Consider the following 10789-nt stretch of genomic DNA (forward strand, 5'->3'; position numbering starts at 1 on the left):
GCACGAACCCGCCGCGCTGTGGCGGCGCGGCACCGGGCCGAGCCGGCTGCGGGTGCCCATCGGGCACAGCAGACCGGCGGTCTGCTGTGGCCCTTCCGCCGTACCCGGACCCCGTACGCGGGCGGCGCGCCCCGCTCAGGCCCCGGATTCCTCCTGCGGGCCCGGGCCCCAGGTGCGCAGCCTCAGCGGCACCCCCGCGTCGCCGCGCGCCGCGGTCTTCACCGCGAGGACCTGGTTGACCCCGAGCCTGCCGTGCTCGAAGGCGAGCGCCGAAGCCGCCATGTACAGCTGCCAGACCCGGGCCCGTCCCGGCGAGGTCAGCCGGACCGCGGCGTCCCAGTGGGCGTCCAGCCGCCCCACCCAGGCCCGCAGGGTCAGCGCGTAGTGCTCGCGCAGCGCCTCCACGTCCCGGACCTCGAAACCGGCCCGCTCCAGCTCCCCCACGGTGGTGCCGAGCGGGGACAGCTCCCCGTCGGGGAAGACGTAGGCGTCGATGAACTCGTCGATCCGGTACGCCTCCCCGTCGGGCTCCGGCCGGCGAGCGATCTGGTGGTTCAGCAGCCGGCCGCCGGGGCGCAGCAGGGCGTACAGGGTGCGGGCGTAGTCCCGGTAGCGGTCGGAGCCGACGTGTTCGGCCATCCCGATGGAGGACACGGCGTCGTACGGGCCGTCGTCGACGTCCCGGTAGTCCTGGATCCGGATCTCGACCAGGTCGGCGAGGCCCTCGTCCGCGACCCGCTTGCGGGCGTACGCCGCCTGTTCGCGCGAGAGGGTCACCCCGGTGACGCGGACGCCGTACGCGCGGGCTGCGTGCAGGGCCATCGAACCCCAGCCGCAGCCGACGTCGAGGAGCCGGTCACCGGTTCTCAGGGCCAGCTTGCGGCAGACGAGGTCGAGCTTGTCGTGCTGGGCCTCCTCCAGGGTCCCGCCGGGGCTCCAGTAGGCGCACGAATACACCATGGAGGGCCCGAGGACCCGTTCGTAGAAGTCGTTCCCGACGTCGTAGTGGTGGCTGATGGCCTGCCGGTCGCTGCCCTTGGTGTGGCGGGGTCCGCCGCGGCGGTGCGCCTCCTCCGGGGGCGCCGCGGGGGCCGGCCAGGGCCGGGCGAGGGCGGCCAGCTCCCGTACGGCGGCCCGTGCCCGCGGGTCGCGCAGCAGCGCGGCGGTGCCGGCGGCCCGGGAGAGCCGGCCGGGCCGCCGGGGGCGCCGCGGGGCGGGCCCCCGGGTCGCGGGCGCCGGGAGCGCGGGCACGGTGGGCGCGGGCGCCGGGAGCGCGCGCACGGCCACGGGCGCGGGCGCCGGGGTCGCGGGTGCCCGGGCCCAGAGCAGGCCGCCCACCCGGTCCAGCAGCTCGAACAGGTCGCCCTCCACCGTCAGCTCCCCCGCCACCCAGGCCCGGGCCAGGCCCATCTCGCCGGGCTTCCAGAGCATGCGGCGCAGCGCCCGACGGTTGTGGACGACGAGGATCGGGGTTCCGGGCGGGCCCGCCTCACTGCCGTCCCACGCGCGTACGCGCACCGGCAGGGGAGTGCCCAGCAGGGTCTCGGCAACAGCGGCCAGCCGCGGCGCGGCGTCGGTCATGGCGCACCTCCACAAAGCTCCGACCCCCCGGTCTACCCACCCCGGACCGCGGGTAAGCCGCCGGACGCGCCGAAGGGGCCGTCCGCACCACGGATGGCGGACGGCCCCTTCGGATCGGGCGGGTACTGCGGGTCGTGCTCAGGTCCTCACCGGCACCGCCGGGTCAGGACGCCTTGGCCTTCTCGGCCGGAGCCGTGACGGCGGCGGCCGGAGCCGGCGCCGGCTTGGCGGCCTCGTAGAACTCCTCGCGGGGGGTCTCCAGCGCACCGAGGGAGACGACCTCGCGCTTGAGGAACATGCCGAGGGTCCAGTCGGCGAAGACGCGGATCTTGCGGTTCCAGGTCGGCATGGCCATGCCGTGGTAGCCACGGTGCATGTACCAGGCGAGCCGGCCCTTGAGCTTGATCTTCATCTTGCCCATGACGATCATCGCGACGCCCTTGTGGAGGCCGAGGCCCGCCACCGCACCCTTGTTGGAGTGCGAGTACTCGGACTGCGGGAAGCCGCGCATGCCCGAGATGACGTTGTCGCCGAGGACCTTGGCCTGGCGCAGCGCGTGCTGGGCGTTCGGCGGGCACCAGGCGTTCTCCACGCCGGCCTTGCGGGCGGCGAGGTCCGGCACCTGGGCGTTGTCGCCGGCCGTCCAGATGTAGTCGGTGCCCTTGACCTGGAGGGTCGGTTCGGCGTCGACGTGGCCGCGCGGGCCCAGCGGCAGGCCGTAGCGGGCCAGCACCGGGTTCGGCTTGACGCCCGCGGTCCACACGATGGTGTTGGAGTCGACCTCGAGGCCGTTCTTCAGCACCACGTGGCCGTCCACGCAGGAGTCCATGGAGGTGTTGAGGTAGATCTCGATGCCGCGGGACTCGAGGTGCTCCTTGCCCCAGGTGCCGAGCTTGGGCCCGACCTCGGGAAGGATCTTGTCGGCCGCGTCGACCAGGATGAAGCGCATGTCCTCGCGCTTGATGCTGGAGTAGTACTTCGCGGCGTCGCGGGCCATGTCCTCGACCTCGCCGATGGTCTCCGCACCGGCGAAGCCGCCGCCGACGAAGACGAAGGTGAGGGCCTTGCGGCGGACGTCCTCGTCCGTCGTGGACTCGGCCTTGTCCAGCTGCTCGAGGACGTGGTTGCGCAGGCCGATGCCCTCTTCGACGCCCTTCATGCCGATGCCCTGTTCGGCGAGGCCGGGGATCGGGAAGGTGCGGGAAACGGCTCCGAGCGCAATCACCAGGTAGTCGAAGGGCAGCTCGTACGCCTCGCCGACCAGCGGCGTGACGACGGCGACCTTGCGGTCCTGGTCGATGGTCGTGACCCGGCCGGTGAGGACCTCTGCCTTGGGCAGCACGCGTCGCAGCGGGACGACGACGTGCCGAGGCGAGATGCTGCCTGCGGCCACTTCGGGGAGGAAGGGCTGGTAGGTCATGTACGAGCGCGGGTCGACGACCGTGACGGTCGCCTCGCCGTAGCGCATCTTCTTCATGATGCGCTTGGCTGCGTACAGGCCTACGTACCCACCTCCTACAACGAGGATCCTGGGACGCTCCGTGGTGCTCATGGAACGAGTATCCAGCACCCTCAGGGGTGACGCTCGTGAGCCCCTTCACAAGGTGTCCGGGTCCCTCTGCTACACTCCGCCGCCCACGTGACCGAGGTCATGGCCCGCGACGGGAACCAGCGCGCGACGGGAATCGTTGTTCACCCGTCCTGAACTGGCCCGTAGGCCCTCAAACGGACTGGACCACCGGGCTTCGTCCATTGCTCCGACACGGAACCCGTCGCGCCCCCGGTTCGTACGAAAGGACGCGGAAAGGGGCCCGAAGGCCCCCGGAGCGCCCCGAAGGGCCCCTTCGTTCGACCAACAGACCCCTTTTCCTTGTGAAGAACTTCACGAACTTCATGTGGATCACGGGACCAAAGCCCCCTCCGGGCCCCTGTCCGACCGCCCGATCGGACCCACTCGCCTGGGAATCACGGCCCGCGGCCGCCGGGCGCCACGGCATCCGACGGCGAAAGCGGCGCTCCGGATCCGATGACCCGGGCGCCGCCTTCGGGGGACGAGGCGCGTCAGGACCGCCGCTTGTCCACCTCGGGCCTCTTCCGCGGTCCTGATCGCGATGCCGTCGAGGGTCCGGGCAACCCGCATAGACACGTGCCCGTACCGGCACGTGTACACGTGGACGCGTACACTGCTGCCATGAGTGAGAACGCTGTGACCGTGCGCGAAGCCCGTGCCCATCTCGCGGACCACATCAATCGGGCAGAGCAGGGCAGTCCGACCATAATCACCCGTAACGGCGCCCCGGTGGCCGCCCTGGTTCCCATCGCGGACTTCATCGCGCTCGAAGATGCGGCCGACGAACTGCTCACACGCGAGGCGGAGGCCGTGCTGGCCGAAGGCGGTCCGACCGTGACCATGGCCGAGCTGCTGGCCGACCTGTTCAGTGAACGGGGTGACGGCGCGGCGTGAAGTACGCGTTCCGGTTCACCACCGCGGCGCAACGGCAGCTCCGGGCCATCGACCGGCCGGCCGCGATGCGCGTCCTCGCCGCACTGACCGCGCTGGGAGACGATCCGTACCGCGAGGACGCCGACATCAAGAAGTTCGCCGGACCGTCCGGCCTCTGCAGACTCCGGGTGGGCAGTTACCGGATCGCCTATCAGGTCCTGGACGGCGAGCTGATCATCCTCGTCGTCAAGGTCGGCGACCGGCGCGACGTCCACCGCAACATCTGAGCCCGGAACGTCTGAGTCCCGCACAGCGGTGGTGCTCCGGTCAGCCGACCTGAGCACCACCGTTCAGCGATTCGGAAGGCCAGAACGCCGCTTGTCCGCCTCGGCCTCTTCCGCGGTCCTGATCGCGATGCCGTCGAGGATGTCGTGTTCCGAGACCACGACCTCCCGGGCGCCGGTCCGCTCCATGATCGCCCGCAGGACGAGCACGCCCGCCCCGATCACGTCGACCCGGCCCGGGTGCATCGAGGGGATCGCGGCGCGCTCGGCGTGCGTCGCCGTCAGCATCCGCTCGCCGATCTCGCGGACCCGCTCGTAGGAGATCCGGGAGTGGTGGATCGCCGCCGAGTCGTACTCCGGCAGCCCGAGCGCGATCGCGGCGACCGTGGTCACCGAGCCGGCCAGCCCCACCAGGGTGCGCGCCTCGCCCAGCGGCACCGTCTCGGCGGCCAGGTCGAGCGCCGCCTCGATGTCGGCCCGCATGGCGGCGATCTGCTCCCGCGTCGGCGGGTCGGTGACCCGGCCGTCCGCCACCAGGTGACGTTCGGTCATCCGGACGCAGCCGACGTCCACGGAGCGGGCCGCCCGCACCCGGTCGTCGCCGACGACGAACTCGGTCGAGCCGCCGCCGATGTCCACGACCAGGTACGGCTTGGCCAGGTCGTCGCGGCCGGCCAGCTCCCGGGTGGCGCCGGTGAAGGAGAACTCCGCCTCCTGGTCGCCGGAGATCACCTCGGGCTCGACGCCGATGGTCTCCAGCACGCCCCGGACGAAGTCGTCCCGGTTCTCGGCGTCCCGGGAGGCCGACGTGGCGACGAAGCGCACCCGCTCCGCCCCGAGTTCCTTGATGACCGCGGCGTACGCGCGGCAGGCCGCGAAGGTGCGCTCCAGCGCCTCGGGGGCGAGGCGGCCGGTCCGGTCCACGCCCTGGCCGAGCCGGACGACGGTCATCCGCCGGTCCAGCTCCACCAGCGCGCCCGAGGCCGGGTCGACGTCGGCGACCAGCAGGCGGATGGAGTTCGTACCGCAGTCGACGGCCGCGACCCGGGTCACCGGGACTCCTCCCCGGCCTTCCGCTCCCCGCACGGGGTGACGCAGGCGCCCTTGGCCCACCACTGCGGCAGCATCGCGAGGGCCTCGTCGCCGAACGGGTTCACGCCCGGGCCGGCGGCCAGGGAGTGCCCGACCAGGACGTGCAGGCACTTCACCCGGTCCGGCATGCCGCCGGCGCTCGGGAAGCCCTGGAGCACGTCGATGGCGTCGCGGCGGGTGATGTAGTCCTCGTGCGCGGCCCGGTAGGCGGCGGCGAGCTCCGGGTCCTCCGCGAGCCGGGCCTGCATCTCCTTCATGACGCCGTTGGCCTCCAGCGTGCCGATGGCGCCGGCCGCGCGGGGGCACGTCAGGTAGTACAGCGTCGGGAAGGGGGTGCCGTCGGGGAGCCGCGGGGCGGTCTCCACCACGTCCGGCTGGCCGCAGGGGCAGCGGTGCGCGATGGCGCGCAGCCCGCGCGGGGGGCGGCCGAGCTGCTGCTCGAACGCCTCGATGTCCGCGTCGGTCGGCTCGGTCCGGTCGGTCTGGGGCGGGGGCGTCTGCATGCCTGGAGGAAGTCTCTTCGTTCGCGGTTCGTTGACGGATGGTGCTGGTCAGTCGCCTGGGCGGTCGGCCTTGTCGACGCCGTCCCAGACATTGGAGTACCAGGGCCGGTCGGAGCCTGCCTGGCCGGTGCGGGGCCGTTCGCGGCTCTCGGCGCCGGGGTCGCTCATGATGTAGCCGATCTCCCCCGGGCGCAGGAAGTGCAGGTGCTTGCGCGCCTGCTGCTCCGCGTACGCGTCGTCCTGCCAGCGGGCCTTCTCGTCGCGGAGCCGTTCCAGGCGGAGCCGCGCGGAGGCGGCCGCCTTCTGCTGCTCCGCGATCTCCGAGCGCTGGGACACGTACTGGCGCATCGGATACGCGAGGGCGACGACCAGGGTACAGAGGACCAGCACCAGCAGAGCGGCCCGGCCGGTGAGCCGGCTGCGGCGGACCTGGCGGCGCGACTGCGAGCGGTAGACGTGGGCGGCGGTCCGTTCGCCGAGCTGCTTGAGCCTGGTCGCGGTGGAGAAGGTGGAGAACCGATCCCGGTTCCCGGCCATTGATCCCGCCTCCCCTATATACGCACTACGCAATACGTCCCCGCACACGGTACGGGACCGAGTGCGGGGACGTACGGAGGCCGGCGCCGCAAAAACCGGAGGCGGCGGTCAGACCGTGCCGCGCGGGATCAGTTCGCGGGGCGGAAGCGCGGGAAGGCGGAGCGGCCGGCGTACACGGCGGCGTCGTCGAGGATCTCCTCGATGCGCAGCAGCTGGTTGTACTTGGCGACGCGGTCCGAGCGGGCCGGGGCGCCGGTCTTGATCTGGCCGCAGTTCACGGCGACGGCGAGGTCGGCGATGGTGACGTCCTCGGTCTCGCCGGAACGGTGCGACATCATGCACTTGAAGCCGTTGCGCTGGGCCATCTCGACGGCGTCCAGGGTCTCGGTCAGCGAACCGATCTGGTTCACCTTCACGAGCAGGGCGTTCGCGGAGCCCTCCTCGATGCCGCGGGCCAGACGCTCCGGGTTGGTGACGAAGAGGTCGTCGCCGACGATCTGGACCTTGGCGCCCAGGCGGTCGGTGAGGGTCTTCCAGCCGGCCCAGTCGTCCTCGTACAGCGGGTCCTCGATGGAGACCATCGGGTACGCGGAGACGAGCTCCTCGTAGTACTCGGTCATCTCGGCGGCCGAGCGGGACTGGCCCTCGAACTCGTACTTGCCGTCCTTGTAGAACTCGGACGCGGCGACGTCGAGCGCGAGCGCGATGTCCTTGCCCGGGACGTAGCCGGCCTGCTTGATGGCCTCGACGATGAGGTCGAGCGCGGCGCGGTTGGACTCCAGGTTCGGCGCGAAGCCGCCCTCGTCACCGAGACCGGTGGAGAGGCCCTTGGTGTGCAGGACCTTCTTGAGGGTGTGGTAGACCTCGGCACCCCAGCGCAGCGCCTCGGAGAAGGACTCCGCGCCGATCGGGGCGATCATGAACTCCTGGATGTCCACGTTGGAGTCGGCGTGCGACCCACCGTTGAGGATGTTCATCATCGGGACGGGCAGCAGGTGCGCGTTCGGACCGCCGAGGTAGCGGAAGAGCGGCAGGTCCGAGGCTTCGGACGCGGCGTGCGCGACGGCGAGGGACACGCCGAGGATGGCGTTGGCGCCGAGGGAGCCCTTGTTGTCGGTGGCGTCCAGGTCGAACATGGCCTGGTCGATCAGCCGCTGCTCGGTGGCGTCGTAGCCGACGAGCTCCGGGCCGATCTGCTCGATGACGGCGAGGACGGCCTTCTCGACACCCTTGCCGAAGTAACGGTTGGGGTCACCGTCACGAAGCTCGATGGCCTCGAATGCACCGGTGGAGGCGCCGGACGGGACGGCAGCACGGCCGGTGCTGCCATCGTCGAGGCCCACCTCGACCTCGACCGTGGGGTTGCCTCGGGAGTCCAGGATTTCCCGGGCTACGACGACGTCGATGGACGGCACGAGCATCTCCTTCTGGGATGTGACGCTGGGTGTGCGGTGGCGTGTCAGGCCGTGGGATGGCCTTGCCGCCTAGAGCCTAACCGGCTCGGGGCATTCGGCCGGACGACCGCCCGGGTCCTGGGACGAAAAAGGGCCCGAATACTCCCGTTCCAGGACATAGGACTCTCGATCGGCACGCCTGCGGCCGCACACACCACCGCCCGGCGCGCGGGGGGATGCGCGCCGGGCGATGGGGACCCTGCGTGGTGCGGCGGGCGAAGCGCGGGGGCTCCTGCGGCGGGTGCCGCGGGGTCAGCTGGATCAGCTGAGCTTGAGCTTCTGGCCCGGGAAGATCAGGTCGGCGTCCGAGACGATGTCCTTGTTGAGCTCGAAGACCTTCTCCCAGCCGCCCTGGACGTCGTTGGCCTCGGCGATGGTGCCCAGCGTGTCGCCGGACTTGACCTCGTACGAGCCGTTTCCGGTCTTCGGGGCCTGGGCCTTCGGCTTGGCGGCCGGAGCCGGGGCCTCGGAGCGCTCGGAGCGCGTCGTCGGGGCCTGGGCGCGCTTGGTCTCCACCTTCGGCGCGGTCTTCTTGGTTTCGGTCTTCTTGGTTTCGGTCTTCTTGGTTTCGGTCTTCTTGGTCTGCTTCGGGGTCTCCGTCGAGCCGCCACCGGTGGAGGAGGAGTTCGACAGGCCCACGCCGCAGGACGGCCAGGCACCCTTGCCCTGGCCCTTGAGGACCTTCTCCGCGATGGCTATCTGCTGCGACTTCGTGGCCTGGTTGGCCTGGGCGGCGTACGTCTTGCCACCGAACGCGGCCCACGTGGAGGACGAGAACTGCAGGCCGCCGTAGTAGCCGTTGCCCGTGTTGATGGCCCAGTTGCCACCGGCCTCGCACTGCGCGACCTTGTCCCACTCGGACGCGGTGGCGGCGCTGGCGGTGCCGGCGGCCATCAGAGGGGCGGCCACGGCCACACCGGCGACACCGGCGAGCGTGACGAGGCGGACAGCCTTGGAACCGCGGCGGTGCTTGCCCTTGCCGGAAAGCAGCATGGAGTTTCTCCTCACCGACGCCTACGAGGTGAGCTGTCGGGTTCGGGCGAGTGAGTTGCCCGGCCGTGCGACCTAGCGCACGTCTTAACCCCTAGCCGGTGGCGTGACCGTCTCTCAACGGCCGCTCCCGGCGCCTACCTTGGTTCCCCCGCTCCTGCCTTCGGCGCTTGCGCGACGACTGTTCCCCCCGTCCGCCGGCAGGATTCGGCGATGCGGTCGAAGGAGCCCGCGGTGGCGGGCGATTCAGAAGGTAGACGGCTCCCTCCCCGATGTTCAACGCGCCGCATCGGGGAGAAACGCCCCTACTTGCGCCCTCCCCGGAAGCGTTTGCGCAGGTGAGGACGGGGTTTGCGCGAGCTCCGGGGCGGGACACGCCAGTTGACCGGAAGAGACACATGTCTCACTTACAGAAAACGGACAATCAATCCTTTAAAGGGTGCCCGAAGTACCCCTATTTCGCGCTTAGATCCAGGTTCTGGCCGGGCTTGATCAGGTCGGCGTCCCCGCCGATGACCTGCTCGTTGGCGGCGTAGAGCGCGTTCCAGCCGCCCTTGAGTCCGTTGGCGTCCGCGATGGCGGTCAGGCTGTCGCCCGACTTCACGGTGTACGAGGGGTCCGACGCGGCGTCAGACGCTCCGGGAGCCTCGAAGGCGGGCGTTCCGCGGTGCTTGCCGCTCCCCTCCGCCGGGAGGGCGGGCGGGACCGACGGGTCGGTGGAGGCGCCCGGGGTCGTCTGCGGCGTCGGGCCGGTGGAAGCGCCGGGGGCCGGGGTCGTGGGCGCGCCCGGGCCGGCCGGGGCCGTCGGGTCGGCCGGCGCGGTGGGGTCCAGGGGGTCCACGGGGGCCGTCGGGGCCACCGGGGCGGTCGGGTCCGCGGGGGTCGTGCCCGGGCCGCCGGGGGTCACGGGGGCCGTCGGGTCGGCCGGGGCCGTCGTCGGGTCGTCCGGCGCCGGCATGACGGGAAGTCCGCCCGGCGGCGCGCTCGGGGCGTCGGGAAGGGTGAACGCCGGGGTGTCCGACGGGGTCGGGGTCGGCGCCCCGAAGTCCTTGGCGGCGCCGGAGCCGTGGACGGGCACCTCGGCGTCCGGGCGGTTCGGCGAGGGCGACGCGGTACCGGCGGCGCCGGGCAGGCCCGGGTCCACCTCCGCGGCGGGGCTCTGCTGGGTCAGTCCGGCGGACGCCGCGCACAGCGGCCACGCCTGCGGCCCCTGGGAGGCCAGCACCCGTTCGGCGACGGCGATCTGCTGGGACCGGCTCGCGAGGTCGGGCCGCTCCGCGAAGTCGAGCCCGCCGGCGCCGCGCCACTGGTCCTGGGTGAACTGCAGCCCGCCGTACACACCGCTGCCGAAGTTGGCGCTCCAGCTCCCGCCGCTCTCGCACTCGGCGACCCTGTCCCACGTGGAGGCGTCGGCGGCCGTGGCGTTGGTGGCCGCGAGCAGCGGCAGGGCCAGTGCGGAGCCAGTGACTCCGGCTGTGACAACCAGCGCGGGGACCTGGCGGGGGCGTCTGTGGCGGCCGTTCCCGGAACGCATGTAGGTGCACCTTTCGCATAACGGCGGGGTAACGGCAGAACTTAGCGGCCTTTGAGCGATTGTCACAAGTTCCGATCGCAGTCGACTAGGCGTCAGGTGTTCCTCCGATGTTTGGGGCTGCGAAGCGGACGGGAAGCGTGCGCAGGCCACGCATGATCAGTCCGCCGCGCCAGCGCAGCTCCCCGGGCGGAACGGCGAGTTCCAGGTCCGGCAGACGCGTCAGCAAAGTCGCGAGCGCGGTCTGACCCTCCAGCCGGGCGAGCGGAGCACCCAGGCAGTAGTGGATGCCGTGGCCGTATCCGAGGTGCTGGTTGTCGGTGCGCGCGAGGTCCAGGGCGTCCGGGTCGGCGAAGCGGCCGGGGTCCCGGTCG

At 71.7% G+C, this 10789-nt stretch carries 11 protein-coding genes and 1 riboswitch; of the genes, 2 read left to right on the forward strand and 9 right to left on the reverse strand.

Going from position 1 to position 10789, the window contains the following annotated elements:
• Positions 1-135: 135 nt before the first annotated feature.
• Together ABT106_RS28300 and ABT106_RS28305 are read right to left on the reverse strand one after the other, a co-directional pair.
• Positions 136-1581 carry a class I SAM-dependent methyltransferase gene (locus ABT106_RS28300; protein ID WP_351282857.1) on the reverse strand — a complete coding sequence of 482 codons (1446 nt, stop codon included), beginning with the start codon at positions 1579-1581 and terminating at the stop codon, positions 136-138.
• A 163-nt stretch (positions 1582-1744) separates the two neighbouring features.
• The gene (locus tag ABT106_RS28305; RefSeq protein ID WP_351282860.1) at positions 1745-3133 is read right to left on the reverse strand and encodes an NAD(P)/FAD-dependent oxidoreductase; all 1389 of its coding nucleotides are present in this window, start codon (positions 3131-3133) and stop codon (positions 1745-1747) included.
• A gap of 639 nt (positions 3134-3772) precedes the next feature.
• Here ABT106_RS28305 and ABT106_RS28310 point away from each other — a divergent pair.
• Both ABT106_RS28310 and ABT106_RS28315 read left to right on the forward strand, forming a co-directional pair.
• The gene (locus ABT106_RS28310; protein WP_351282862.1) at positions 3773-4045 is read left to right on the forward strand and encodes a type II toxin-antitoxin system Phd/YefM family antitoxin; all 273 of its coding nucleotides are present in this window, start codon (positions 3773-3775) and stop codon (positions 4043-4045) included.
• Positions 4042-4311, forward strand: a complete 270-nt coding sequence (locus ABT106_RS28315) for a type II toxin-antitoxin system RelE family toxin (RefSeq protein ID WP_351282865.1) — start codon at positions 4042-4044, stop codon at positions 4309-4311. The genes ABT106_RS28310 and ABT106_RS28315 overlap by 4 nt, the downstream gene beginning before the upstream one ends.
• A 63-nt stretch (positions 4312-4374) precedes the next feature.
• Here the strand turns inward: ABT106_RS28315 and ABT106_RS28320 are convergent, their stop codons facing one another.
• The 7 genes from ABT106_RS28320 to ABT106_RS28350 all read right to left on the reverse strand — a co-directional run.
• Positions 4375-5361, reverse strand: coding sequence for a Ppx/GppA phosphatase family protein (locus tag ABT106_RS28320; RefSeq protein ID WP_351282867.1), 987 nt, complete (start codon positions 5359-5361; stop codon positions 4375-4377).
• A complete protein-coding gene (locus ABT106_RS28325) occupies positions 5358-5903 on the reverse strand; it encodes a DUF501 domain-containing protein (protein WP_351282870.1) in 546 nt (181 codons plus the stop codon). Before ABT106_RS28325 ends, ABT106_RS28320 begins: the two co-directional genes overlap by 4 nt.
• Before the next feature lie 48 nt (positions 5904-5951).
• Positions 5952-6440 (reverse strand): FtsB family cell division protein, encoded by a 489-nt coding sequence (locus ABT106_RS28330; protein WP_351282873.1) that lies wholly within the window; start codon positions 6438-6440, stop codon positions 5952-5954.
• A gap of 128 nt (positions 6441-6568) precedes the next feature.
• Positions 6569-7861 carry a phosphopyruvate hydratase gene (gene eno / locus ABT106_RS28335; protein WP_351282876.1) on the reverse strand — a complete coding sequence of 431 codons (1293 nt, stop codon included), beginning with the start codon at positions 7859-7861 and terminating at the stop codon, positions 6569-6571.
• Between the two features lie 294 nt (positions 7862-8155).
• Entirely contained in the window at positions 8156-8887 is a 732-nt protein-coding gene (locus tag ABT106_RS28340) for a transglycosylase family protein (RefSeq protein ID WP_351282879.1), read from the reverse strand.
• A gap of 3 nt (positions 8888-8890) precedes the next feature.
• A riboswitch (cyclic di-AMP (ydaO/yuaA leader) is annotated at positions 8891-9063 on the reverse strand.
• Between the two features lie 275 nt (positions 9064-9338).
• Complete coding sequence (locus tag ABT106_RS28345; protein WP_351282882.1) at positions 9339-10418, reverse strand: LysM peptidoglycan-binding domain-containing protein; 1080 nt, start codon at positions 10416-10418, stop codon at positions 9339-9341.
• A gap of 85 nt (positions 10419-10503) precedes the next feature.
• On the reverse strand, positions 10504-10789 hold a 286-nt coding region (locus tag ABT106_RS28350; protein WP_351282884.1), incomplete at its 5' end, for a cytochrome P450.

It is taken from the genome of Streptomyces sp. NPDC002044 (assembly GCF_040296725.1).
Taxonomy (GTDB): Bacteria; Actinomycetota; Actinomycetes; order Streptomycetales; family Streptomycetaceae; genus Streptomyces; species Streptomyces antarcticus.

What these genes read in the sequence shown, in the direction of transcription:
- eno (WP_351282876.1), bottom strand. Translation starts at nt 7,861, where the DNA reads ATGCTCGTGCCGTCCATCGACGTCGTCGTAGCCCGGGAAATCCTGGAC.
- ABT106_RS28325 (WP_351282870.1), bottom strand. Translation starts at nt 5,903, where the DNA reads ATGCAGACGCCCCCGCCCCAGACCGACCGGACCGAGCCGACCGACGCG.
- ABT106_RS28340 (WP_351282879.1), bottom strand. Translation starts at nt 8,887, where the DNA reads ATGCTGCTTTCCGGCAAGGGCAAGCACCGCCGCGGTTCCAAGGCTGTC.
- ABT106_RS28345 (WP_351282882.1), bottom strand. Translation starts at nt 10,418, where the DNA reads ATGCGTTCCGGGAACGGCCGCCACAGACGCCCCCGCCAGGTCCCCGCG.
- ABT106_RS28300 (WP_351282857.1), bottom strand. Translation starts at nt 1,581, where the DNA reads ATGACCGACGCCGCGCCGCGGCTGGCCGCTGTTGCCGAGACCCTGCTG.
- ABT106_RS28310 (WP_351282862.1), top strand. Translation starts at nt 3,773, where the DNA reads ATGAGTGAGAACGCTGTGACCGTGCGCGAAGCCCGTGCCCATCTCGCG.
- ABT106_RS28305 (WP_351282860.1), bottom strand. Translation starts at nt 3,133, where the DNA reads ATGAGCACCACGGAGCGTCCCAGGATCCTCGTTGTAGGAGGTGGGTAC.
- ABT106_RS28330 (WP_351282873.1), bottom strand. Translation starts at nt 6,440, where the DNA reads ATGGCCGGGAACCGGGATCGGTTCTCCACCTTCTCCACCGCGACCAGG.